The sequence below is a fragment of the Sphingomonas japonica genome (assembly GCF_006346325.1).
GTDB lineage: Bacteria > Pseudomonadota > Alphaproteobacteria > Sphingomonadales > Sphingomonadaceae > Sphingomonas > Sphingomonas japonica.
Genome location: NZ_VDYR01000001.1, coordinates 2155534 through 2179527, shown reverse-complemented (window position 1 = coordinate 2179527; position 23994 = coordinate 2155534). Strand labels below are relative to the sequence as shown.

General features: G+C 67.3%; 23 protein-coding genes. 10 read left to right on the top strand and 13 right to left on the bottom strand.

Features of this window, described 5'->3' with window-relative positions:
* The first annotated feature begins 110 nt into the window (after nucleotides 1-110).
* Nucleotides 111-545 carry a GtrA family protein gene (locus FHY50_RS10710; protein WP_337250272.1) on the top strand — a complete coding sequence of 145 codons (435 nt, stop codon included), beginning with the start codon at nucleotides 111-113 and terminating at the stop codon, nucleotides 543-545.
* 2 nt (nucleotides 546-547) lie between these two features.
* Nucleotides 548-1276: a class I SAM-dependent methyltransferase gene (locus tag FHY50_RS10705; protein ID WP_140048415.1), complete on the top strand. Its 729-nt coding sequence runs from the start codon at nucleotides 548-550 to the stop codon at nucleotides 1274-1276.
* On the opposite strand, the gene FHY50_RS10700 is transcribed toward FHY50_RS10705, so the two are convergent.
* From FHY50_RS10700 to FHY50_RS10685, 4 genes are all read right to left on the bottom strand, one after another.
* On the bottom strand, nucleotides 1210-2232 hold the full coding sequence (locus tag FHY50_RS10700; protein WP_140048414.1) for a glycosyltransferase family 2 protein: 1023 nt from the start codon (nucleotides 2230-2232) through the stop codon (nucleotides 1210-1212). The genes FHY50_RS10705 and FHY50_RS10700 overlap by 67 nt on opposite strands.
* A 40-nt stretch (nucleotides 2233-2272) precedes the next feature.
* Nucleotides 2273-2659 (bottom strand): acyl-CoA thioesterase, encoded by a 387-nt coding sequence (locus FHY50_RS10695; RefSeq protein WP_140048413.1) that lies wholly within the window; start codon nucleotides 2657-2659, stop codon nucleotides 2273-2275.
* A gap of 96 nt (nucleotides 2660-2755) precedes the next feature.
* Entirely contained in the window at nucleotides 2756-4846 is a 2091-nt protein-coding gene (locus FHY50_RS10690) for a RelA/SpoT family protein (protein ID WP_140048412.1), read from the bottom strand.
* A 115-nt stretch (nucleotides 4847-4961) separates the two neighbouring features.
* Nucleotides 4962-5270: a CC_3452 family protein gene (locus FHY50_RS10685; protein ID WP_140048411.1), complete on the bottom strand. Its 309-nt coding sequence runs from the start codon at nucleotides 5268-5270 to the stop codon at nucleotides 4962-4964.
* 135 nt (nucleotides 5271-5405) lie between these two features.
* On the opposite strand from FHY50_RS10685, the gene FHY50_RS10680 reads away from it, so the two are divergent.
* Nucleotides 5406-5897 carry a winged helix-turn-helix transcriptional regulator gene (locus tag FHY50_RS10680; protein ID WP_140048410.1) on the top strand — a complete coding sequence of 164 codons (492 nt, stop codon included), beginning with the start codon at nucleotides 5406-5408 and terminating at the stop codon, nucleotides 5895-5897.
* A gap of 4 nt (nucleotides 5898-5901) precedes the next feature.
* Here the strand turns inward: FHY50_RS10680 and FHY50_RS10675 are convergent, their stop codons facing one another.
* The gene (locus FHY50_RS10675; protein ID WP_166745427.1) at nucleotides 5902-7686 is read right to left on the bottom strand and encodes a sensor domain-containing diguanylate cyclase; all 1785 of its coding nucleotides are present in this window, start codon (nucleotides 7684-7686) and stop codon (nucleotides 5902-5904) included.
* Between the two features lie 73 nt (nucleotides 7687-7759).
* The gene (locus tag FHY50_RS10670) at nucleotides 7760-8962 is read right to left on the bottom strand and encodes an LL-diaminopimelate aminotransferase (protein ID WP_140048408.1); all 1203 of its coding nucleotides are present in this window, start codon (nucleotides 8960-8962) and stop codon (nucleotides 7760-7762) included.
* A 143-nt stretch (nucleotides 8963-9105) separates the two neighbouring features.
* On the opposite strand from FHY50_RS10670, the gene FHY50_RS10665 reads away from it, so the two are divergent.
* From FHY50_RS10665 to clpS, 3 genes are all read left to right on the top strand, one after another.
* Nucleotides 9106-10845: a PHA/PHB synthase family protein gene (locus FHY50_RS10665; RefSeq protein WP_140048407.1), complete on the top strand. Its 1740-nt coding sequence runs from the start codon at nucleotides 9106-9108 to the stop codon at nucleotides 10843-10845.
* Between the two features lie 195 nt (nucleotides 10846-11040).
* Nucleotides 11041-11739 (top strand): phasin family protein, encoded by a 699-nt coding sequence (locus tag FHY50_RS10660; protein WP_244935340.1) that lies wholly within the window; start codon nucleotides 11041-11043, stop codon nucleotides 11737-11739.
* 165 nt (nucleotides 11740-11904) lie between these two features.
* Nucleotides 11905-12261, top strand: coding sequence for an ATP-dependent Clp protease adapter ClpS (clpS, locus tag FHY50_RS10655; RefSeq protein ID WP_420030886.1), 357 nt, complete (start codon nucleotides 11905-11907; stop codon nucleotides 12259-12261).
* 15 nt (nucleotides 12262-12276) lie between these two features.
* Here clpS and FHY50_RS10650 read toward each other — a convergent pair whose 3' ends face one another.
* Nucleotides 12277-12984 carry a Crp/Fnr family transcriptional regulator gene (locus tag FHY50_RS10650; protein WP_140048405.1) on the bottom strand — a complete coding sequence of 236 codons (708 nt, stop codon included), beginning with the start codon at nucleotides 12982-12984 and terminating at the stop codon, nucleotides 12277-12279.
* A 148-nt stretch (nucleotides 12985-13132) separates the two neighbouring features.
* Between FHY50_RS10650 and murA the strand changes: the two genes are divergently transcribed.
* Nucleotides 13133-14416 (top strand): UDP-N-acetylglucosamine 1-carboxyvinyltransferase, encoded by a 1284-nt coding sequence (gene murA, locus FHY50_RS10645; protein ID WP_140048404.1) that lies wholly within the window; start codon nucleotides 13133-13135, stop codon nucleotides 14414-14416.
* A 6-nt stretch (nucleotides 14417-14422) separates the two neighbouring features.
* Here murA and FHY50_RS10640 read toward each other — a convergent pair whose 3' ends face one another.
* The 6 genes from FHY50_RS10640 to lgt all read right to left on the bottom strand — a co-directional run bounded on the left by FHY50_RS10640 (nucleotide 14423) and on the right by lgt (nucleotide 19439).
* Nucleotides 14423-14830: a DUF4126 domain-containing protein gene (locus FHY50_RS10640; RefSeq protein WP_140048403.1), complete on the bottom strand. Its 408-nt coding sequence runs from the start codon at nucleotides 14828-14830 to the stop codon at nucleotides 14423-14425.
* Nucleotides 14831-14868: 38 nt separating this feature from the next.
* Nucleotides 14869-16182: a cystathionine gamma-synthase family protein gene (locus FHY50_RS10635; protein ID WP_140048402.1), complete on the bottom strand. Its 1314-nt coding sequence runs from the start codon at nucleotides 16180-16182 to the stop codon at nucleotides 14869-14871.
* 63 nt (nucleotides 16183-16245) lie between these two features.
* Nucleotides 16246-17004, bottom strand: coding sequence for a peptidoglycan editing factor PgeF (gene pgeF, locus FHY50_RS10630; RefSeq protein WP_140048401.1), 759 nt, complete (start codon nucleotides 17002-17004; stop codon nucleotides 16246-16248).
* Complete coding sequence (locus FHY50_RS10625) at nucleotides 17001-17507, bottom strand: GNAT family N-acetyltransferase (protein WP_140048400.1); 507 nt, start codon at nucleotides 17505-17507, stop codon at nucleotides 17001-17003. Before FHY50_RS10625 ends, pgeF begins: the two co-directional genes overlap by 4 nt.
* Entirely contained in the window at nucleotides 17504-18559 is a 1056-nt protein-coding gene (locus tag FHY50_RS10620; protein WP_243846623.1) for a class I SAM-dependent methyltransferase, read from the bottom strand. Before FHY50_RS10620 ends, FHY50_RS10625 begins: the two co-directional genes overlap by 4 nt.
* A gap of 4 nt (nucleotides 18560-18563) precedes the next feature.
* The gene (gene lgt / locus FHY50_RS10615) at nucleotides 18564-19439 is read right to left on the bottom strand and encodes a prolipoprotein diacylglyceryl transferase (protein WP_140048399.1); all 876 of its coding nucleotides are present in this window, start codon (nucleotides 19437-19439) and stop codon (nucleotides 18564-18566) included.
* Nucleotides 19440-19535: 96 nt separating this feature from the next.
* Here lgt and FHY50_RS10610 point away from each other — a divergent pair, with 96 nt between their 5' ends.
* The 3 genes from FHY50_RS10610 to phbB are packed head-to-tail and all read left to right on the top strand — an operon-like array spanning nucleotide 19536 to nucleotide 23548.
* Nucleotides 19536-21770: a xanthine dehydrogenase family protein molybdopterin-binding subunit gene (locus FHY50_RS10610; protein WP_140048398.1), complete on the top strand. Its 2235-nt coding sequence runs from the start codon at nucleotides 19536-19538 to the stop codon at nucleotides 21768-21770.
* On the top strand, nucleotides 21770-22792 hold the full coding sequence (gene hemH / locus FHY50_RS10605) for a ferrochelatase (RefSeq protein WP_140048397.1): 1023 nt from the start codon (nucleotides 21770-21772) through the stop codon (nucleotides 22790-22792). Before FHY50_RS10610 ends, hemH begins: the two co-directional genes overlap by 1 nt.
* Before the next feature lie 33 nt (nucleotides 22793-22825).
* Nucleotides 22826-23548, top strand: a complete 723-nt coding sequence (gene phbB / locus FHY50_RS10600; protein WP_140048396.1) for an acetoacetyl-CoA reductase — start codon at nucleotides 22826-22828, stop codon at nucleotides 23546-23548.
* Nucleotides 23549-23994: the final 446 nt, after the last annotated feature.

The window sequence follows — 23994 nt, the reverse complement described above, 5'->3', positions numbered from 1 at the left end:
AATTCGTCTTCCCTCACCGCGGCGATCCGCCTAGGCACGCTGTACCGCAGGGGCACGCTGTGCGCTCCCTATCCCAGTGCGCGCAAAGGGCAAGTTCAGGCATGACGGCGATGGAGCGACCGATCGAGCGGCGACAGTCTGGCGGCATCACGGCGCATCCGATCGCAGGGCAGCTGGCGCGGTTCCTGGTCGCAGGCGGCATTTCGACGATCGTCTATTCGGCGGTGTACCTGCCGCTGGCGATGTTCGTGTTCGGGCGCGCGCACGCGGTGCTGGCAGTGCCGTTCGCGTTCGCCGTCGCGGTGACGGTGGGCTATGTCCTCCACAGCAAATGGAGTTTCCGGGGGCATGGCGGGCGTGAGCCGGGCGGTGCGCGACAGGCGAAGTTCGTCGGCGTGCAGGGGGTAGGGCTCGGGCTGCACGCGATCATCACCTGGATCGCGACCGACCTGCTGGGCCAGCCCGCCTGGGTGCCGCTGGTCCCAGGGTTGCTGCTGGTGCCGGTAGTGACCTTTTTCCTAAACCGGCAATGGGTGTTTCGTTAGACATGGACCGCATCGTCTACGACCGCATGGCGGCGCATGATTCGACGCATTGGTGGTATCGCGCGCGGCGCGATATCCTGGCGGACTATGTTGCGCGTGAAGCGGGCTTGCCCGAGGACGCGCGCATCCTCGAGATCGGCTGCGGCACCGGGCACAATCTGCCGATGCTGGCGAGTTTCGGGCAAGTCGATGCGATCGAGATCGACGAAGCGGCGCGCGACATCGCCAGCGCGCGGCTGGGCAAGCCGGTCGGCACCGCGCCGTTACCCGAACTCGGCGGGGTCGCGCGCGGCGCGTACGATCTGGTCGCGGTGCTCGACGTGGTCGAGCATATCGCCGACGATGTCGGGGCATTGAGGGCGATGGGCGAGGTGCTCAAGCCCGGCGGCAAGATCCTGATCACCGTGCCGGCGCATCCGTGGATGTGGTCGGCGCACGACGTCGTAAACCATCATCAGCGGCGCTATACCAAGGCGAGCCTGGATGCCGCGATCCGCGCGGCGGGGTTGCGGCATGGCGGACTGCGTTGGTTCAACTCGCTGCTGTTCCCAGCGGCGGTCGCGGCGCGGATGGTCGGCAGGTTGACCGGCAAGGACGACAGCGACGATTCACCGCCGCCCAAGTTGCTGAATGCGGTGTTCGAGAAGGTGTTCGGGCTGGAGCGTCACCTGGTCGGGCGGGTGCCGCTGCCGGCCGGGCTTTCGATCATCGCGCTGGCTTCGGCGCGGTAGCCGAGCGTCGCCCGACCCTGCACCGGCCCGGCGATGTCGGCGACCAGATAGAGCGGCCGCCGCTTCGCCTCGACATAGAGCCGCCCGAGATACTCGCCGATCATGCCCAGCACGAACATCTGAACGGCGCCCAGGAACACCGTCACCAGCATCGTCGAGGTCCAGCCCTGCACCGCCGACCCGGTGAAAAAGCCGATGGCGATATAGATCATCAGCAGGAACGACAGGAAGAACAGCGCAAGGCCGAAATGGCTGGCCCAGCGCAAGGGGGCAGTCGAAAAGCCGGTGACCGCGTCGAACGCGAAGCGCAGCATCTTCGACAGCGGATATTTGGTCTCGCCGGCGTGGCGCTCGGCACGGTCGTAGAGGAACGGCACCTGGCGAAAGCCGATCCAGGCAACCATCCCGCGAATGAACCGCGCCTGTTCGGGCAGGGAAAGCAGCGCATCCAGCGCGCGCCTGCTCATCAGGCGGAAATCGCCGGTGTCGAGCGGGATCGGGGTGTCGGTGACGCGATCGAGCACGCGGTAGAAGGCAGCGGCGGTCAGCTTCTTGAACAGCGTCTCGCCTTCGCGCCGGCGGCGTACGGCATAGACGACGTCGGCGTCCTGATCGGTCATCGCGGCGAGCATGTCGGCGAGCAGTTCGGGCGGGTCCTGAAGGTCGGCGTCGATGATCAGGATGTGCTGGCCCGCGCACAGGTCGAGCCCGGCAGTCAGCGCCAGCTGGTGGCCGTGGTTGCGCGACAGGTTGATCGCCACCAGCCGGGGGTCGTCCGCCGCAAGCCGCTGCATCGCCGCCCAGCTGCCGTCCCTCGACCCGTCATTGACCAGCACGATCTCGTAATCGTCGCCGACCGCGGCGCGCGCCGCACCGGTGATGCGGACATGGAGCATGGCAAGGCATGCTTCCTCGTTATAGCAGGGAACGACGACCGAGAGGGCGGGGCGATGCATGGCGTGCGGCTGTAGCGCGCCAGCACGGCCGCGTCATCGGTCAATCGGCGATGAAGCGCCTGACGATATCGCGGGCGACGCGGATCGGGCGGCGGGTGTCGGCGTCCAAAGCGCACCAGCTGCTCTCGACTTCGGCAAGCACGTCCTCGCCGCGCTTGATCAGCGTGGTGAACATCGCGCGTGCGCCTTGGACCTTGTCGGCGACCACCGTCGCGATGACCGTGTCGTCGAGGAATGCCGGGCGGCGATAGGTGATCTCGTGCTTCAGCGCGACCCACAGATGGCGGGCGACGTCTTCGGCGGGGGCGATCTTTTCCCAATAGGCGACGACCGCTTCCTGCACCCAGTTGAGGTACACGGCATTGTTGACGTGCCCCATGTGATCGATGTCGCCGGGCGTGATCGACAAGGCGTGGTCGTGGCTCATGCGGGAAAGCTACGCCTTACTGACATTGTTGTCGATAACATTCGGCGCCGAACACGGTTTCTCGACTTCGCTCGAAACGAACGGGGGGAGGGTGTGCTAGCCGCGATCGGCGGCGCTGACGGCCTCGGCGGCGCGCAGCGCGGCGAGTAGGCGCATGAGATGCGCCGCGTCGCGGACCTCGAGATCGATCTGGTTGGTGTGGAAGGTGGTGTCGCGGGTGTCGAGGCGGATGTTGAGGATATTGGCCTTGTGCGCGCCGATGATCGTCGCAACCGCGCCCAATGCGCCGGGCTCGTTCTTGAGCGTGATGTCGATGCGCGCGGTGCCGCCCTCGGCCTTGTCGCCCCAGGCGAGATCGACCCAGTCGGCGTCGTCGCTTTGCGCCAGCCGGCCGCAGCTGATTGCATGGACCTCGATAGGCTGATCGGGGCGGCGCACCCCGACGATGCGATCGCCGGGCACCGGGCGGCAGCACCCGGCCAGGTCGAACGCCATACCGGGGGTGAGGCCCTTGATCGAGATAGCCTGACGCTGCGGCGGGCGTTCGATGTCCGGCGACTGCGCCGAGCCGGGCATCAGCGCGTCCATCACGTCGGCGTCGCTGACGGTCTTGCGCGCGATCGCCTCCATCAGCGCGGCTTCGTCCGACAGTCCGAGCCGCTTGAGCGCATCGCGCAGCGCGTCGTCGCCGACCGGCACCGGCAGCCGCGCGACGATCTCGTCGTAGAGCTTGCGCCCCATCCTTGCGGTCTCGTCGCGCTCCTTGTGCCGCAGATGGCGGCGGATCGCGGCGCGTGCCTTGCCGGTGATCGCGAAGTTGAGCCAGTTGGGCTGCGGCGTCTGCGCCTTGGAGCGCAGGATCTGGACCTGGTCGCCATTCTCGATCTCGGTGCGCAGCGGCACGACGCGGCCATTGACCTTTGCGCCGACCGCCTGGTCGCCGAGATCGGTATGAACGGCATAGGCGAAGTCGATCGGGGTCGCGCCCTTGGGCAGCTGGTGCAGCTCGCCGCGCGGGGTGAAGGCGAAGATGCGATCCTGATACATCGCCATGCGGGTGTGTTCGAGCAGCTCCTCGGGGCTTTCGGCATTGTCGAGGATCTCGACGAGATCGCGGATCCAGCGCACCTGCGTGTCGGGACGCACCGCATCCTGCTTGTACGCCCAGTGCGCGGCCATGCCGTATTCGGCTTGGGCATGCATCGCCTGAGTCCGGATCTGGATCTCGACGCGCATATTCTCGGCATGGATGACGCTGGTGTGGATCGAGCGATAGCCGTTGCGCTTGGGCGTCGAGATGTAATCCTTGAACCGTCCCGGGACCATCGGCCATTTGCGGTGGATGATGCCGAGCGCGCGATAGCACTCCTCCTCGGTATCGACGATCGCGCGAAACGCCATGATGTCGGACAGCTGTTCGAGGCTGACATGGCGCTCGGACATCTTTTTCCAGATCGAATAGGGATGCTTCTCGCGCCCCGATACCTCGGCCTCGATCCCGGCGCGGCCAAGCAGCTGCTTGAGCCCGCTGCCGATCTTGTCGATGCGGTCGCCGCCGCCTTCGTCCTGGAGCGCGGCGAGCCGCTTGACGATCGATTCATACGCTTCGGGTTCAAGCTGCTGGAAGGCGAGCGTCTGCATCTCCTTCATGAACTCGTACATGCCGATCCGCTCGGCGAGCGGGGCATAGATGTCCATCGTCTCGCGCGCGATGCGCTTGCGCTTGTCGGGATTGGCGATGTGGTGGAGCGTGCGCATGTTGTGCAGCCGGTCGGCGAGCTTGACCAGCAGCACGCGGATGTCGTCGGACATCGCCAGCAAGAACTTGCGCAGATTCTCGGCGGCGCGCTCGTTCTCGGTCTGCGCCTCGATCTTCGACAATTTGGTGACGCCGTCGACCATCCGCGCCACCGCCGGCCCGAACCTGGCGAGGATGACCTCGGGCGTGGCGACAGTATCCTCGATCGTGTCGTGCAGGATCGCGGTGGCGATCGTCTCGTCGTCGAGGTGCAGGTCGGTGAGGATGCCCGCGACTTCGATCGGATGGCTGAAATAAGGGTCGCCCGATGCCCGTTTCTGCGACCCGTGCGCCTGCATCGAGAACACATAAGCGCGATTGAGCAGCGCCTCGTCGGCGTCCGGATCGTAGCTCAATACCCGATCGACGAGTTCATACTGGCGCAGCACCGATGATAGATGGGGCCGCGGCTTGCCGCTTTGCAACACATTCGTTGCAGGGGCGCGCTATTCCCGATTGGGCGACGCCGGTCCGGCAGCGACCGGCCGGCGTCGCGGTGCGCGATCAGCGGGCGCGGGCGTTGCACTTCGCCAGCGTGTCGGCGTCGAAATCGCTGCCATTGGCGCGGAATGCCTGGAGCGCGCCGACTTCGCGCACGACCAGTTCGCACAGCAGCTTGTCGCGGGTCGCCGACTTGGGCGCAGTGCATACCGCGCCGTCGCAGGTCCACACGGTCGAGCGGGTGACCAGCTTGCCTTCGGCGGGGGCGGTGACGGGCGTGACGGTGTAATAGCCGGTCTGGGCGAAAGCGGGAGCGGCGGCGATCGGAGCGGCGGCGATGGCGAGGGCCGAAAAGGCGGCGATGCGGTTCATGATAGAGTCTCCCGGGGTAAGGTTGCGATTCACTACCTATCAGGCACTGCATTAAGTTGCAATCAAGGACTAGTGCTGCGGCGCATCATTTCCTTGCGTTTCCAACGCGGCGATTTTGCGATAGTCAGGGCGGCTATGGGTGAGAAATTGCGAGAGTCCCTGCGCGAGCTGGCCGCCACTTGCAGCCTGCCCGCCGCGCTGGAGGCGATGGGCGAGCGCTGGTCGTTCATGATCCTGCGTGCCGCGTTCAACGGATTGCATCATTTCGAGGAATTCCAGTCCGAACTCGGCATCGCGCGCAACATCCTGTCCAATCGCCTGGGGCGACTGGTCGATCACGGCATCCTCGAACGCCGTCCGCTGCCCGAGGATCGCCGCAAGATCGAATATCGCCTGACCGACAAGGGGTTCGCGCTGCTGCCGACGATGGTCGCGCTGCGGCAATGGGGGGAGCGCTGGGAAACCGGAATGCCGGCGTCGCCGGTGCTGGTTGATGCGCGGGACCGCAAGCCGATTTCCGATGTCGCGGTGCGCGCACATGACGGGCGCGTGCTGACCAAGGGCGATCTGGTGTGGGCGCTGGCCGAGGACGTCTATCCCGACAGCAACGCGCAGGCGGCCGAGTAACGGATCAGGCAGTCGCGCGCTCGACCCGGTCGCGCCCGCCGCGCTTGGCGGCATAGAGCGCCTGATCGGCCAGCGCGAACAGGCGGTCTATCTGGGTTCCCGGGGTCACCGCCACGACGCCGATGCTGGCGGTCATCCGGAACGTCCCCGCGGCGCACGGCACCGGCTGGCGCGACAATGCGACGCGCAGTCGCTCGCAGCTCGCCTGGGCAACGTCGGCGTCAACCCCGTCGAACAGGATCGCAAATTCCTCACCGCCGATCCGCCCGATCTGATCGGCGGCACGCAGATTCGACCGCATCAGATCGGCGAGCACGAGGATCGCGGTGTCGCCCGCGGCATGGCCGTGGGTATCGTTGACGCCCTTGAAATGGTCGATATCGATCAGCGCGAGGGCGGCACGGCGATCGGGTTGGCGGCGTGCGCGGTGGAGCGCGAGTCCGACCGAGCGGCGGAATACTTCGCGATTGAGCAGCCCGGTCATCGGATCGAGCGAGGCGGCGCGTTCCAGTTCCTCCTCGCGCGCCTTGCGCTGCGACAGATCGCGCGCAACGCTGACCATCGCCGTGGCCTGGCCGAGATCGTCGAGCACGGCACGGGTGCTGATCTCGAACCAGCTGGTCTCGCCCGATGCGCGCAGCGCGCGATACTCGACGCGAAAGGTGCGGTCGGGAGCGGCGATCGCCTGACGATAGGTGGCGCGTACCCGTTCACGGTCGGGCTCGGCGACCAGCAGCAGGGCCTCGGTGCCGTACAGCGCCAGCGGGTCGGCGAAACCGAGCTCGCGGATCGACGGCGAGACGTATTCGACGCGGCCGAGCGGATCGACCGTGATCATGATGTCGCTGGCATGTTCGGCGACGAGCCGATAGCGCGCCTCGCTGGTGCTGAGCGCGCGCAGCAGCGTATCGCGCTCGATCAGCGTGGTCGCGACCGGAAGCGCGATCACGAACAGCGTGCCGACGTAGAACTGGAAGAACTGGAGCTGCAGCGCTTCGTCGCCGCGCACCAGCCCGATCGGTCCGTGGCCGCCCAGCGTGAACGCCGCGCCGATTACGGCGACGATGACGATACTGGCCGCGGCACCGATACTGCGCAGCGTGAAGGTGGCAACGAGGACGGGCATGATCACGAGGAACAGCAGCGGAAAACGGTCCTGGCTGAACACCGCCGCGCTGACCGCGATCACCAGCGTCGCAACCCCGATGGCGCGTGCGGCATCGGCGCGCGCCGCGAACAGCTTCCATTCGGCACCGCCGCGCAGGACCAGCACCGCCAGCGGCATCGCGATCACCGACCCCAGGCCGTGGCCGATCAGCCAGTTGCCCCAGGTCGTCAGCGGATCGGTGCCGTGCGCGGCGAACAGCGCCGCCGCGACGACCGCTCCCGAAAGCGCCGGCGCGACGAAGCCGGCCCACAGCACGAACCAGGGGATCGAGCGAGTCGACAGGAACAGCTCGCGATTCAGCGCCCAGCGCCGCAGCAACAAAGCGGCGATCACCGCTTCGCCGACATTGGCGATGGCGAACAGCCCTGCCAGCGCGGTGTAGGGCGACGTCACCAGCGTCGCGGTCATGCTGCCGATCAGCCCGGCGAGGATGAACATCCACCAGCTGCGACGCGGCCATACCGTCAATGCGGCGAGCAACGGAGCAGTGGCGAACCAGATCAATGCGACGTTGTCGCTGAGCCGGGTGAAGGCGATCGCCGCGGCAGCGAGGATCGTATAGGCGATCCCGACCAGGATCGCGGTGCGCAACTTGGGGGATGGCAGCCGCAGCGGAAGCATCCTGACGGGATAGGCGGCGCTGGTTAATGCCGCGTTTGCACCGGGCGGCGGAGTCCGTACGCTGCGCGCGGATTCATCCCGGATTGGCGGTGTTGACCCCCATCGACTGGAGATATTTGCGGACGTTGCGTGCCGCCTGGCGCAGGCGCTGTTCGTTCTCGACCATGGCGATGCGGACATAACCCTCGCCATCCTCGCCGTACCCGACGCCCGGCGCGACCGCGACCTTGGCCTGGGTCAGCAGCTGCTTGGAAAATTCGAGGCTGCCGAGATGGCGCAGCGCGGGCGGGAGCGGTGCCCAGGCGAACATCGATGCGGGCGGCGGCGGGATGTCCCACCCGGCCCGCCCGAACGCCTCGACCAATACGTCGCGGCGCTTGTGATAGAGCAGGCGATTGCTTTCGACGATATCCTGAGGGCCGTTCAGCGCGGCGCAGGCGGCGGCCTGGATCGGCGTGAACGCGCCGTAATCGAGGTAGGATTTGACGCGCGACATTGCCGCGATCAGCACCTTGTTGCCGACCGCGAAGCCCATCCGCCAGCCCGCCATCGAATAGGTTTTCGACAGCGAGGTGAATTCGACGGCGATGTCCTTGGCGCCCTCGACCTCGAGGATCGATCGGGTCGGCTTGCCGTCGAAATAGAGTTCCGAATAGGCGAGGTCGGACAATATCCACACCTGGTTGTCCTTCGCCCAGGCGACGAGCCGTTCGTAGAAGGCGAGGTCGACCGTCTCGGCCGTCGGATTCGACGGATAGTTGACGACCAGGATGCTGGGACGCGGGACGGTGAACGCCATCGCCCGTTCGAGCGAGCGGAAATATTCCTCGTCGGGCGTGGTCGGTACCGAACGGATCGCGGCGCCGGCGATGATGAACCCGAAGGTGTGGATCGGATAGCTGGGATTCGGCGCGAGCACGACGTCGCCCGGCGCGGTGATCGCGGTGGCGAGGCTGGCGAGCCCTTCCTTCGACCCCATCGTCACCACGACTTCGCTTTCGGGATCGACCTCGACCCCGAAGCGGCGGGCATAGTAATTGGCCTGGGCACGCCGCAGGCCGGGAATGCCCCTGGACTGCGAATAGCCGTGCGCGTCGGGCTTGCGCGCGACTTCGATCAGCTTTTCGATAACGTGCGGCGGTGGCGGCAGATCGGGATTGCCCATGCCGAGGTCGATAATGTCCTCGCCGCTCGCGCGCGCCGCCGCCCGCATGCCGTTGACCTCGGCAATGACATAGGGCGGCAGGCGTTTGATGCGGTAGAATTGTTCGGACATGGACGCTCCTTTCGCCCCGTCCATACGTCATTCCCACGAACGCGGGAATCCAGCTTGTTCTCGTTGCGAGCCGAACGCTCTAGGGTGGCAACCCAAAGCCGGATTCCCGCGTTCGCGGGAATGAAGAGTCGAGAGGAACCTCCATGACGCAAGCCCAAGCATCGACCAGTCCGCCCAGCCTGGAAGAGCTGCAGCACTGGACCTGGGTGCTCGGGCGGGCGCAGCAGATGATGCTCGAGCATGGCTTCGACCAGTGGAGCCAGGCGACCGCAGGATCCTCCGCCGCAGGGCTGATGGATCCGACGCCGATGCTGCGCGCGTCGGCCGATTTCTGGGCCGACACGATGACGCTGTGGCAGCGCTTCCTCGATCCCGCCAGCGCCGAGCCGGTCACAGAAACGCCCGAGCGCGCGAAGGACCGGCGCTTCAGGGCACCCGAATGGCGCGAGGATCCGGTGTTCGATTTCCTGCGGCAGAGCTATTTCCTGATCGCCGACCATCTGGTGAAGGGCGTCGATGCGCTCGACGGCGTCGAGCCGCGCCAGAAGGAGCAGATCCGCTTCGCCACACGCGGCTTCATCGATGCGATGAGCCCGACCAACTTCCCCGCGACCAATCCCGAAGTGCTCAAGAAGATCGCCGAGACGCGCGGCGAGAATCTGCTCAAGGGGCTGCAGAACATGATGGCCGATCTGTCCAAGGGGCAGATGACGCACACCGACACCACCGCATTCGAGGTCGGGCGCAACATCGCAACGACGCCGGGCAAGGTCGTCAGGCGCACGCCGCTCTACGAGCTGATCCACTATGCGCCGATCACCAAACAGGTGTTCGAGACGCCGCTGATCATCTTTCCGCCGTGGATCAACCGCTTCTACATCCTCGACCTGACGGCGGAGAAGAGCTTCATCGCCTGGGCGGTCGAGCAGGGGCTGAGCGTGTTCGTGGTTTCGTGGAAATCAGCGGACGCGACGATGAAGGACGTGATCTGGGACGATTATGTCGAGCTCGGGCAGATCGATGCAATCGACACGGTACGCGAGCTGCTCGGCGTCGAAGGCGTCCACGCGATCGGCTATTGCGTCGCGGGCACGACGCTGGCGGCGACGCTCGCGCTGCTGACCGCGCGGGGACAGGCAGAGCGGGTGACGAGCGCGACCTTCTTTACCGCGCAGGTCGACTTCTCGCAGGCGGGCGACCTCAACCTGTTCGTCAGCGACGACCAGATGAACCTGATCCAGTCGCTGTCGGGCGAGGGGTATCTCGACGGGCGCTACATGGCGGCGACGTTCAACCTGCTGCGCGGGCGCGACCTGATCTGGAACTATGTCACCAACAACTATCTGCTCGGGCAGGATTATGTGCCGTTCGACCTGCTGCACTGGAATGCCGACGTCACCAACCTGCCGGCGAAATGGCACCGCAGCTATCTGACCGACCTGTACCGCGACAATCTGCTGGTGACACCGGGAGCGGTGACGGTTGCGGGGACGCCGATCGACCTGACCACGGTCAAGACGCCGTCTTATATCCAGGCGGGCCGCGAGGATCATATCGCGCCGGCCGAGAGCGTATGGAAGATGACCCACCATTTCGCCGGCCCGCTGAAATTCGTGCTGGCGGGGTCGGGGCACATCGCCGGCGTCGTCAATCCGCCGGCGGCGGGCAAATATCAATATTGGACCAACGACAGCGAGGTCGGCTCGCTCGAGGAATTCGTCGCGGGAGCGACTGAGACCAAGGGCAGCTGGTGGCCCGACTGGATCGAATGGATCGCGCAGACGGCGCCTGGCAAGGTCGCCGCGACCGGTGCGCGCATTCCCGGCAAGGGCGCGCTTGCGGCGATCGAGGATGCGCCAGGGAGCTATGTCCGCACGCGATGATAAAAGTACGATTTATCAGTTCGATACGAGCATGCTGCATCGCACAATAGGCACTTGCAATCCCGACGGTGCTGAAGTAAATGCTGCGGCGCAGCAATAACTGTCGGAGCGATCATGGCGAACAGGACCAATCGGAGCAAAGCGGGGCAAGCGGCAGCAGCCAAGCCGGTCTCTGCGTCCAAGGCGCCCACGGCGGTGGCCGCTCCTGAAAAGGCGGCTGACGCGAAGACGGATGCGGCCAAGACCGCTCCCGTCGTGGCCAAGGCCAAGGCAGCTCCGGCGCCGGTTGCTGCCAAGCCGACCCCGCCCGCCGCCAAGCCTGCTCAGCCGGCGCCGCGGCCTGCCGCAGCGCCGCAGCCTGTCGCTGCCACCGCAACGTCCGTGGAGGCCGTCAGCAAGGCGACGGTCGCCGTTTCAGAACCCGTCGAAAAGGAACTCGAAATCATGCAGACCACCGTAGAAAACACCGCGAAGAACACCCAGGCACAGGCCAAGGCCATGTTCGGCGACATGAGCGATCGTACCAAGGGTGCGATGGAGAAGAGCGCCAAGATGGTCGAAGAGATGAACGACTTCGCCAAGGGCAACCTCGAAGCGATGGTCGAATCGAGCCGCATCGCTGCCAAGGGCATGGAGTCGATCGGCCAGGAAGCCGCCGAGTTCAGCCGCAAGTCGTTCGAGCAGGCCACCGCCACGATGAAGAGCATGGCGTCGGTGAAGTCGCCGACCGAGCTGTTCAAGCTGCAGAGCGATTTCATGCGCAGCGCGTTCGACATGTATGTCGCCGAGGCGTCGAAGACGACCGAGCACATGATGAAGCTCGCCGGCGACGCAGCCCAGCCGCTGTCGAACCGCATGGCGGTCGCAGCCGACAAGGTGAAGGTCGCCGCCTGAATCGGCGCGCCTTCGCCTTAGCGAAGATCAGGGAAGGGGCGGCCGCCGATGCGGTCGCCCTTTTTCGTTTCCGCGGAGCGATCGGAGCGCCATCGCCACAAATCTCACCCCGGCGCGCGGCCGGCCCTTGCCCTTACCCCCCGGCGTCTCCTATTTTCAGCGATCATGATCCGGCCAAACCAATTCCAGCCCCGCATGGCGGGCGACGACGACCGCGAGGACGGCGACAACCAGCTCGGTGTCGCGACGCGGACTCGCACGCGCACCAAACAGCCGACCCCGTATCGCGTGCTGATGCTCAACGACGATTACACGCCGATGGAGTTCGTGGTGCTGTGCCTGCAGCGCTTCTTTCGCATGAACATGGAGGAGGCGACGCGGGTGATGCTCCATGTCCACCAGAAGGGCGTGGGGGTGTGCGGCGTGTTCAGCTACGAAGTCGCCGAGACCAAGGTCGCGCAGGTGATCGACTTTGCGCGGCAGAACAGCCATCCGCTGCAATGCACGCTCGAAAAGGCGTGACGGCGGCGACCGGGTTTAGCGCGCCGGCGGCAACCAGCTGAGGTCGAGCGCGGCGTAGCGATCGACATGATGCGTGGCGCGGGCGAGCGCCGCGACGTCGCCGATCGTCACATGCCCGGCTTCGCGCGTGATCAGGCCGTCCTCCTCGAGTTGGCGCAGCATGCGATTGACGTGCACCGAGGTCAGCCCGGTGGCGTCGCCGATCTCCTCCTGGGTCAGCCCCAGAGGAAAGGTCCCATTGCCGCGGCCGTCGCGGGCGCGCAGGCGATTGTGCAGTTCGAGGAGCAGCGCGCCGACGCGCGCCCTGGCCGAGGTGCGTCCGAGCGACGCCAGCCGATCGGTGAGTACCGCGCGCTCGATCTGGCTGAACGCCATCAGCATCGCGCCGAGCCGGGGATGATCGACCATCAATCGGCTGACCGCCGCCTTTTCGAACGGGCACACCACGCAATCGGCGAGCGCACACAGCGTTTCGGGCGCATTGCGATAGCCCATGCCGGCCATGCCCATGATCTCGCCGGGGAAATAGAAGCGCAGGATCTGGCGACTGCCGTCGGGCAGCAGCACATAGCTCATCATCATGCCCTCGCGCAGCACGAACAGCTCGGTGACGCGCTCCTCGCTATGCTGGATGACGGTGCCCTTGCGCACCTGACGCCGGCGCTCCTCGATCCGGTCGAGCGCAGCATGCTCGTCGGTAGTCAGCGTTATGAGGCCGCTCAATACGTCGGCGAAACAACTCCCTGACACGCTTGAACTTCCCCCTTGCGAGAGCCTGCAGAGCAGCCGCCGGGATTGCTCGCATTAAAGTAGGTCAAGATTGCTGGCGGAGGCGCTTGCATGGGTTTCGCCAGGCGATAGAAGCGGCGCGATGGACCGCATCCTTATCCGCGGCGGAAACCGCCTTTCCGGCCGCATCGCCATTTCCGGGGCCAAGAACGCCGCGCTGACGCTGATGCCGTGCGCACTGCTGACCGACGAGCCGCTGACGCTGCGCAACCTGCCGCGGTTGGCGGATGTCGACGGGTTCGGGCATCTGCTCAACCAGCTCGGCGCATCGACGTCGATCGAGGGAACGCGGCCCGAGGACTTCGGGCGGGTGATGACGATCCGTACCGGTCGGCTGACCTCGACCGAGGCACCGTACGATATCGTGCGCAAGATGCGCGCGTCGATCCTGGTGCTGGGTCCGCTGGTCGGGCGCGGCGGCGAGGCGACGGTGTCGCTTCCCGGCGGCTGTGCGATCGGCAATCGCCCAATCGACCTGCACCTGAAGGCGATGGAAGCGCTGGGCGCGGAAATCGAGCTGACCGCGGGCTATGTGAAAGCCGTCGCTCCCGGTGGCCGCCTGCCCGGTGGCCGCGTCAGCTTTCCGGTGGTGTCGGTCGGCGCCACCGAGAATGCGCTGATGGCGGCCGTGCTCGCCAAGGGCCCGAGCGTGATCGAGAATGCCGCGCGCGAGCCCGAGATCGTCGATCTGTGCAACTGCCTGGTGGCGATGGGCGCGTCGATATCCGGCATCGGCACCGAGACGATCGAGATCGAGGGCCGCGACCGGCTGCACGGCGCAACCTATCGCGTGATGCCGGATCGGATCGAGGCGGGCAGCTATGCCTGTGCAGCCGCAATCACCGGCGGTGCGCTTGATCTGGTCGGGGCGAATGCCGCCGACATGCGCGCGACGATCGCGGCTTTGGTCGAGGCGGGCGTGACGGTCGAGGAGCGCAAGGATGCGCTGCACGTCTCGGCGGCGAACGGATTGCAGCCGCTGACGCTGTCGACCGCGCCGTTCCCGGGGTTCGCCACCGACATGCAGGCGCAGTTCATGGCGATGCTGACCCGTGCCGACGGTGCCAGCGTGCTGACCGAGACGATCTTCGAGAACCGCTACATGCACGTTCCCGAACTGGCCCGCATGGGCGCCGACATCACCGTCAAGGGGCGATCGGCGGTGGTGCGCGGCGTCGACCGGCTGGTCGGGGCGCAGGTGATGGCGACCGACCTGCGCGCGTCGATGAGCCTGATCATCGCCGGGCTGGCGGCGGAGGGCGAGACGCAGGTATCGCGCGTCTATCACCTCGACCGCGGCTATGAGCGTCTCGAGGAGAAATTGCAGGCGGTCGGGGCGGATATCGAGCGGGCGAGCGACGGTTGATCGTCCCTACGGTCGCCGCGTCGCATAGGCGGCTAGTGCGACCGCTACCGCGTCCTCGACCAATGCCACCGGCCAGTCGTGCCCGATCCGCTGTGCGAGCGCGATCCGCAGGCGGACACCCGCCTGCGTCGCCACGACCGCGCCGGCAAGTCCAAGCGCGGCGCCCGCCAGCGAGCGCCCACGTCCGCGCCCGATCACAGCCCCGGCGAGCGTTCCGCTGATCGCGCGCCCGATCGCTCCTGGCGCTTCGTCGCGACGTGGAGCAGCGGCCGTCTTGTCGACGCCAAGCTCGCCCAGCGCTGCGATGCCGAGAATACCGGACAGCGCCGGTCGATGCCGTGTGGCGGCGATCCCGGCAACAGGGGTCATCGTGCGAAGGCCGGTGGCAAGGCCGGCAAGAAAGGGTGCGATCATGCCCCTTCAATGCGCGGCGCCGTCGAACGCTCCAATGCTCAGATCGCCCCCAGCGCCTGATCGAAATCGGCAATGAGGTCGTCGGCATCCTCGACCCCGATCGAGATGCGCACCAGATTGTCGGTGATGCCCAGCGCCGCCTTGCGCGCGTCGGGCACCGACAGATGCGTCATCGCCGCGGGCGCCGACGCCAGCGTTTCGGTGCCGCCCAGGCTGACCGCGAGCTTGGCGATGGTCAGCGCGTCGAGGAACGCGAACGCCTCGCGCTCGCCGCCCTTGAGGTACAGCGAAAAGGTCGATCCCGCGCCCGAGCAATGGCGGCGATAGATGTCGGCCTGGGCATCGTCCTTCAGGAAGCCGAGATAGCCGACGCGCTCGACCTTGGCATGGTCCTTGAGGAACTCGCACACCCTGGCGGCATTCTCGCCCGCGCGGCTCATGCGCAGTTCTAGCGTCTCGAGGCTGCGCAGCAGCATCCATGCGGTGTTGGGATCGCAGATGGTGCCGATCGTGTTGCGCATCGCCCGGATGGTATTGATGAGCGCCTTCGTCCCGAGCACGCCGCCGGCGACCAGATCCGAATGCCCGCCGACATATTTGGTCAGGCTGTAGACGACGATGTCGGCACCGTGGCGCAGCGGTTGCTGCCACAAGGGCCCCAGAAAGGTGTTGTCGATCGCGATCGGCGGCTTTTCCTCGGCATCGGCGAACACCGCGTCGCGCGCGGCGGCCACGGCCTCGATATCGACCAGCACGTTGGTCGGGTTGGCCGGGCTTTCGAGATAGATCAGCGGCACGTTGCCGGTCGCCTTGGCGCGTTCGAGCACTGCCTCGATCTCAGGCCGGCTGGCCCCGGCGGGGAAGTCGAGCCACTGCACGTCGAACTTGCCGAGGATCCGCGCGATCATCGTCTCCGTCGCGGCGTAGAGCGGGCCGCTATGGACGATGGTGTCGCCGGGCTTGACCAGCGCGAGGAACAGCGTGGCGATCGCCGACATGCCCGACGAAAAGGCAAGCGCGTCCTCCGCCTCTTCCCAGACGCCGAGCCGATCCTCGAGTATCTCCTGGTTGGGGCCGTTGAAGCGCGAATAGACCAGCCCCTCGCTGCCGCCCGGGCGCTTGCCGGTGACGCCCTCGAAATGGCGCTTGCCTGACGCGGCGTCGGGGAAGACGAAGGTCGAGGTGGCGAAGATCGGCGGCTTCAATGCGCCCTCGGACAATACCGGGTCGAAACCATGCCCCATCATCAGCGTCGACGGCTTGAGCTTGCGGCCGCCGATCGTCTCGATCCCCGGCTTGGGGCGGCGGCGCGGGGTGGTGCCTGTGATGTCGGCTTCGGTCTCGTCGGTCACGAACGGCTCTCCTGGTATCGTTTGATACCAATCCCTAGCGCATTGCGAGCGCCGCGGGGAGGGTCAAGCGAGCGCGATGATCGAAATCTGTCGGCCATAGTCGGGTTCGCCGCGATGCGTGGCGCGGCGATAGCTGAAGAACCGGTCCCGATCGGCATAGGTGTCGAGGCCCAGCATTTCGATGCGGGCGATCCCGGCGGCGGCGAGGCGGTGGGCGACATAGGCTTCGAGGTCGAACCGGGCATGGCCCGCGCACGCATCGGCGAAGAAGCGGTCGTTGTCGGGATCGTCGGCGCCGAACCGCTGGCGGAAGCCGTCACCGACCTCGTAGCTGGCGCGCGCGATGCATGGGCCGATCGCGGCAGCGATGCGGCCGCGGTCGGCGCCGAGCGCTTCCATCGCAGCGATCGTTGCATCGGTGACGCCGCCAAGCGCACCTTTCCATCCGGCATGCGCCGCGCCGATGACGGCTGCCTGCGCGTCCGCGAGCAATACCGGCGCGCAATCGGCGGTGAGGATGCCGAGTGCCAGGCCCGGCCGGTCGGTAACGAGTGCGTCGCCGCGCGGGCGCTCGGCGAGCGGTTCGGTGACGGTGACGACGTCGGACGAGTGGATCTGGTAACAGGTCGCCAGTGCCGCGCCGGGCAGCACCGCGTCGGTCGCGCGGCGCCGGTTTTCGGCCACCGCATCGGCATCGTCGCTCGATCCGACGCCGACGTTGAGGCCGGCATGGACACCGGTCGAGACCCCGCCCCGGCGGCCGAGAAATCCATGCGGCACGCCGTACAGCGCCGCGGCGCGGATGACTTCGACGCCGCTCACAATGCCAGCCGCATCAAGTGATCCTCGTCGGCATGGCTGCCAACCATGAACGCGTAGACGCCGATTTCCTCGAAGCCATAGCGTTCGTAGAAACGGCGCGCGCGGTGGTTGTCGACGAACACCGACAGGAACAGCTCGTGCGCGCCGCGCGCGCGGGCGGTATCGAGCACCCAGCGCATCAGCGCGTCGGCATGGCCCGCCCCGTGAAACGGCTTGAGCAGGTAGAATTGGCGCAGCTCGATCGCCGGGCCTTGCGGCTCCACCGGAAGCGACGGCGGCGCGAGCTTGGCATAGGCGACCGCCTGTCCGCCCGCTTCGCCGATGCGAATGGCATAGGCCGGGTCGGTCAGTTCCGCGGTCCAGCGCTCGCGCGTATGCCCTGCGAGAAACGCGGCGAGGTCCTCGGGTCGGTAGAGGTGTCCGAAGGTCTCGGTGAAGCTGGTCCGCGCCAGATCGACCAGCGCGGGAGCGTCGGCGGGCAGCGCGTCGCGATAGGCGATCATGCGAAGCCGGCAGGGACCGGCCAGCCCGGTGCGGTGACCGCGAGCACCTGGAACAGCTGGCCCATCGCGTCGGCATCGGTCAGGCGGCGCCGCGCCGCCGCCACCGCCTCGGCTTCCTGCGGCACCGCGCGGATCAGCGCGTCGGCGCGCGGGCCGATGCCGAGCGCATCGAGGAACGCGCCCTGACCGATCGGGCCGTGGACGTCGAGCCCCTCGATCCGCGCCGCCTCGGCCAGCGTTCCGAAATCGACGTGCGCGGTGAGGTCCGCTTCGCCGGGATCGTCGAACGGGTTGGCGAAGGCATGGCCGCGCACTGCTTGAAAGGTGTCGCCGATCGCCGGGCCGACATAGCCGTAATCGACGATGAGCGCAGCACCACCCTGAACGAGCAGGCGCGCCGCGAGCGCACGCAGTACCGCGACGCTTTGCGGCGAGGTCTCGAGAATCGAGCCCACCGGCGCGTCCTTGAACTGCGGCGGGATGATCGCATCGAAGCCCTGATTGCCCGCGATCGGCAGGAACAGCGTATCCTGGCACGCGACCAGCCGCTCGCGCCAGCCTTCGGCGGTGCGGATCAGCTGGCGAATTGGCAGCGCGTCGAAGAATTCGTTGGCGACCACCAGCAGCGCGCCGTCGTCGGGGATGCCGACCAGATCGATCGCCCATTCCGCGCCCGGCACCCGCTCGGCCTGGATCGCGCGCAGCGCCGGACTGGTCTCGATCAGGTGGACCGGCGGGGCGAATTCGACCGTCGCCATCGCGCGCAGCGCATCGGCGGCGAGCGAGCCGCGGCCGGGGCCGTATTCGACGTAGCGCGCAGGTGGCCGTCCGGCGCGATCCCACAGGTCGGTAAGCGCAAGGCCAATCAGTTCGCCGAACATCTGGCTGATCTCGGGCGCGGTGGTGAAATCGCCGCGCTGCCCGAGCGGATCGCGCGTCGCATAATAATGCGCGTTTGCCGCGCCCATGAATTGCGACAGCGGGATCGGTCCCGCCAGCGTGATCGCGCGCGCCAGCCGATCGGCAAGCAACGGTTCGACATCTCCGTCCATCGCGTCAGGCAACGCTCTCGCTAGCCGCGATCGGCTCGACGCGCTGACGGCGGCCCTTGGCGCTGAGGATCAGGTAGATGCCGCCCGCGATCATCGGCAGCGTCAGCCACTGGCCCATGTGCAGGCCGGTCGCCTGCGCGAATTCGACCAGTTGCGAATCGGGTTCGCGGAAGAATTCGACGAAGAAGCGCGCCAGGCCGTAGCCGAGCAGGAACACGCCCACGAGCTTGCCCGGCTGGTACCTTGCCTGGGTCCGCCAGAACAGCAGCGACAACACCGCGAACAGCGCTAGCCCCTCGAGCCCGGCTTCGTAGAGCTGGCTGGGATGACGCGCGGGCTCGACCCCGGCGACGGTGTCGGGGAACACGATCGCCCACGGAACGTCGGTCGGCTTGCCCCACAATTCGCCGTTCACGAAATTGGCGATGCGCCCGAAGAACAGCCCGATCGGCACCACGCACGCGACATAGTCATGGATGCGCAGCCATTGCAGCCCGTTCTTGCGCGCAAGATAGAGGATGCCGAGCGACGTGCCGACGACGCCGCCGTGGAACGACATGCCCCCGTCCCACAATCGCAGGATGCGCAGCGGATCGCCGAACATTTCCGGCGCGTAGAAGATCACATAGCCGATCCGCCCGCCCAGGATGATGCCGAGCGTCGCGTAGAATACCAGGTCGTCGGCATGGCGCCGCGCCATCGGCGCACCCGGCTGGCCAAGCAGCTTGAGCAGATACCACCAGCCGAGCAGGATGCCGCCGATATAGGCGAGCGAATACCATTTGAGCTGGAAGAAGCCGAGGTCGAGCGCCACCGGATCGAGCCCGAGCGCGTCGTAGCGCAGATAGGGCGTGGCGGCGGCAAGCGTGGTGAGGATCAACGAAGGCGCTCCGGACGGTTGAGGCCCCGCATTAGTCGGCTATTGCGACAAACCCAAGTGTTGCGCGCGGCGCGCTTGGCGATAGAGCGGGAAGCGATGGCATTGGGTGAGGCTCGACGCGGTGGGATCAGCCGCCGCACGCTGCTGGTCGGCGGCGGGGCCGGGCTTGGCCTCGCGATCGCCTGGGGGCTTTGGCCGCGCGACTATGCGCCGAACCTGACCGCCGGCGAAGGCGAGCAGCTGTTCGGCGCATGGCTCAAGATCGGGCGCGACGGGCAGGTGACCGTCGCGGTGCCGCAGGCCGAGCTGGGGCAGGGCGTCTATACCGCGCTGCCGCAGATCCTGGCCGACGAACTCGGCGCCGACTGGCGTACGGTGGCCGTGGAACCGGCGCCGCTCAATCCGCTCTACGCCAATCCGATGGCGGCCGAGATCCTGTTCGAGGACAGTCTGGGCGCGCTGCCCGAAGAGCTGCGCGACCGCTATGTCACGCGCAGCGCGCTGGTGCTGACGGCGGGATCGACGTCGGTGCGGATGTTCGAAGGCCCCTTGCGCGATGCCGGTGCGGCGGCGCGGGTGCTGCTGTGCAAGGCGGCGGCGCGGCGCTGGGGCACCGACTGGCAATCGTGCGGCACCGCCGGGGGATTCGTTGTGCGCGGGCAGGACCGCCTGCGCTTTGGCGAGCTGGTCGACGAGGCGGCGGGCGAATCGCTTCCCGAGATCCTGCCGCTGCGCAACGACGAGGCGGACCGGCTGGTCAATCAGCCGCTGCCGCGCCTCGACGTCCCCGCCAAGGTCGACGGCAGCGCCACTTTTGCCGGCGACGTGCGCCTGCCCGGCATGGTGTTCGCGTCGATCCGGCAGGGCCCGCCGGGCGACACGCGGCTGGTGCGGGTCGACCGCGCGGCCGCCGATCGTATCCCGGGCGTGCTGCACGTCGTCGAGACTCCGCGCTGGGTGTCGGCAGTCGCGAGCGACTGGTGGGCGGCGAACCGCGCGCTGGACGCGCTGGCACCGCGCTTCGAGACGCGCGGCGGACTGGTGTCGAGCGCAGGTATCGACGCCGCGCTCGACGCCGCGTTCGACGCGCCGGGCAAGCGGGTCCACAGCGCAGGCGATCTGGCAGCAGTGTTCGGGGGAGCGCGGGTGGTGACGGCGGAATATCGCGTCGGCCTCGCGCTGCACGCGCCGCTCGAACCGATGACGGCGACGGCTGAATTCGCCGGGGGCCGGTTGCGGGTGTGGGCGCCGACGCAAGCGCCCAGCATCGCCCGCGCCGCCGCCGCCCGCGCCGCCGGGATCGCCGAATCCGCGGTGGTGCTGTTCCCGATGATGGCGGGCGGTTCATTCGGGGCGAAGCTGGAGACGCTGGCGATCGAGCAGGCGGCGGTGCTGGCCAAGGCGGTCGGCAAGCCGGTGCAGCTCATGTGGTCGCGATCGGAGGATTGCCTGCACGACCGGTATCGGCCGCCTGCGGTCGGGCGGATGGCCGCGCGGCTGGGCAGCAACGGCGCGATCCGCGGCTGGCAGGCCAGGATCGCCGCGCCTGCCACCGGGCGCGAGGTGACGCGTCGTCTGCTCGGCGACGATGCCACGGTCGCGATGGCGCTGGCGCTGCCGGGAGCCGCCGATCCGTCGGCGGTGGCAGGCGGATTGCCGCCCTATGCGATCCCCGACTTGGCGATCGACCACCACCCCGCGGCGATCGGCGTGCCGACGGGCGAGTGGCGATCGGGGGCGCACAGCTACACCGCCTTTTTCACCGAGAGTTTCATCGACGAACTGGCGCATGTGGCCAATATCGAGGCGTTGTCGTTCCGCATCGCGATGCTCGGCCAGCAGGCGCGGCTGGTACGCTGCCTGTCGACCGTCGGGACGCTGGGCGGGTGGCAGGGCGGCATTCCCGGCAGCGGGCAGGGAATCGCGTGCCATTCGTTCCGCGGCTCCTATATCGCAGTTCTGGCCGAGGCCCGGATGGAAGGCGCGCGGGTGCGCGTCGACCGGCTGGTCGCGGCGGTCGATTGTGGACGACAGGTCAATCCCGACCTGGTGCTCCAGCAGATCGAAGGGGGATTGATGTTTGCAGTGGCGGCCGCGACCGGCGGATCGACGACGATGAGCGCGGGACTGGCCGATACGCGCGCGCTGTCGCAGCTTGGGCTGCCGACGCTGGCGACCATGCCCGAGATCGTCGTCGAGGTGATCCGCAGCGATGCCGATCCCGGCGGCGTGGGCGAACTGGCCGTGCCTGCCGTCGCGCCCGCGATCGGCAATGCGCTGATGGCGGCGACCGGGGTGCGGCGGCGCAGCCTGCCGCTGGGCGCGGTCTGATGGAGCTTCCCGCCGATCACCCGCCGATCGTGCGCCCGCGGGTCGGCGTGCTGCTCATCAATCTCGGCACCCCCGACGGCCCCGACCCCAAATCGGTCAAGCGCTACCTTGCCGAGTTCCTCTCCGACCGCCGCGTCGTCGAAATCCCGCCCATCGCCTGGCAGCCGATCCTGCGCGGCATCATCCTCAACACCCGGCCCAAGAAATCGTCCGAGGCGTACAGCCAGGTGTGGAGCGACGACGGATCGCCGCTCGCCGCGATCACCAAGGCGCAGGCGCTCGCGCTGAAGAACGCGTTCGGGCCGGAGGTGCTGGTCGATTGGGCGATGCGCTATGGCAAGCCCGCGATCGGCGACCGCCTGCAGGCGATGAAGGATGCCGGGTGCGACCGCATCCTGCTCGCGCCGCTCTATCCGCAATATTGCGCGGCGACGACCGCTACCGCCAACGACAAGGCGTTCGCCAAGCTGGCGGCGATGCGCTGGCAGCCCGCGATCCGCACGCTGCCGCCCTATCACGACGATCGCGCCTATATCGACGCGCTGCGGGCAAGCGTCGAGGCGGCGCTGCAAGCGCTGGAATTCGAGCCGCAGGCGCTGGTCGCCAGCTTCCACGGCATGCCGCGGCGCACGCTGAGCCTTGGCGATCCGTATCATTGCCATTGCCAGAAGACGGCTCGGCTGCTGGAGGAAGCGCTGGCGCCGGTGCTTGCCGGACGGCCGCTGATCACGTCGTTCCAGTCGCGCTTCGGGCCGGCCGAATGGCTCGGCCCCGCCACCGACGATACGCTGAGCGCGTTGCCGGGCAAGGGCGTCACCCGGGTGGCGATCATCGCGCCGGGCTTTTCCGCCGATTGCGTCGAGACGCTCGAGGAGTTGTCGATCCGCGGGCGCGAGGAGTTCGAAGCCGCCGGCGGAACCGATTTCGCGTACATCCCTTGTCTCAACGCCGGCGAGGAGGGCATTTCGATGCTCAAGGCGTTGCTGCAACGCGAACTTGCCGGGTGGGCCTGCCCTGCCTAGCGTAGGCGACAACGATAAGAAGGAGAGGACTGGATGGCACGCGTAGCGATCGTAACCGGCGGCACCCGCGGGATCGGCGAGGCGATCAGCCTCGCGCTCAAGGACATGGGATTCGCTGTGGCGGCGAATTATGCCGGCAATGAGGAGAAGGCCAAGGCCTTCACCGAACGCACCGGCATCGCGTCGTACAAATGGGATGTCGGCGATTACGACGCGTGCCAGGAAGGCTGCGCCAAGGTTGCCGGCGAACTCGGCCCGGTCGATGTCGTCGTCAACAATGCCGGGGTGACGCGCGACGGCACGATCCTGAAGATGACGCGCGAAATGTGGGAAGACGTGATCCGCATCAACCTGGGCGGCTGCTTCAACATGGCCAAGGCGGTGTTCCCGGGCATGCGCGAGCGCAAATGGGGCCGGATCGTCAATATCGGTTCGATCAACGGCCAGGCAGGCCAGTACGGCCAGGTCAACTATGCCGCCGCCAAGTCGGGTATCCACGGCTTCACCAAGGCGCTGGCGCAGGAAGGCGCGCGCGCCGGGGTGACCGTCAACGCGATCGCGCCGGGCTATATCGACACCGATATGGTCGCGGCAGTGCCCGCCGACGTGCTGGAAAAGATCGTCGCCAAGATTCCGGTCGGGCGGCTGGGCCAGGCGAGCGAGATCGCGCGCGGCGTGGCGTTCCTCTGCTCGGAAGAGGGCGGATTCGTCACTGGATCGACGCTGAGCATCAATGGCGGGCAGCATATGTACTGACGGGCGCAGGCGCGGCAACGTCCGCGCCGCTGCGCAAGGCGAAGCCGACGCGCAGCGCTCGGCACGGCCAGCGGCGCTGCAGCGCCGACTGACGGCGCGGCTTCGCCGCGGCGGAATTTTGGAATGGCGTCCGTCCGCCCAGCTCCGTTCGTTTCGAGCGAAGTCGGGAAGTGCGGGGCCTGGCCCTGCGGCCGGTGTGTCTCGACTTCGTTCGACACCAGAGGTTTGGGGTAGGTTCGCAGGATGTCGGCATGAACGCGGCAGCGGCGAAGCCGCTGCCGTCGGTCGGGTTCGGCAAGCCGACCCGCCGTCCGTGCCTGGCGCTGCGCGTCGGCTGCGCCTTGCGCATCGTCGGCGACGTAGCGCCGCCTGCACCAGGCAGAACAAAGGGCCGGGCTCTTTCGAACCCGGCCCCCGCCCTCGATACGCTACCCGAGGGAACTCGA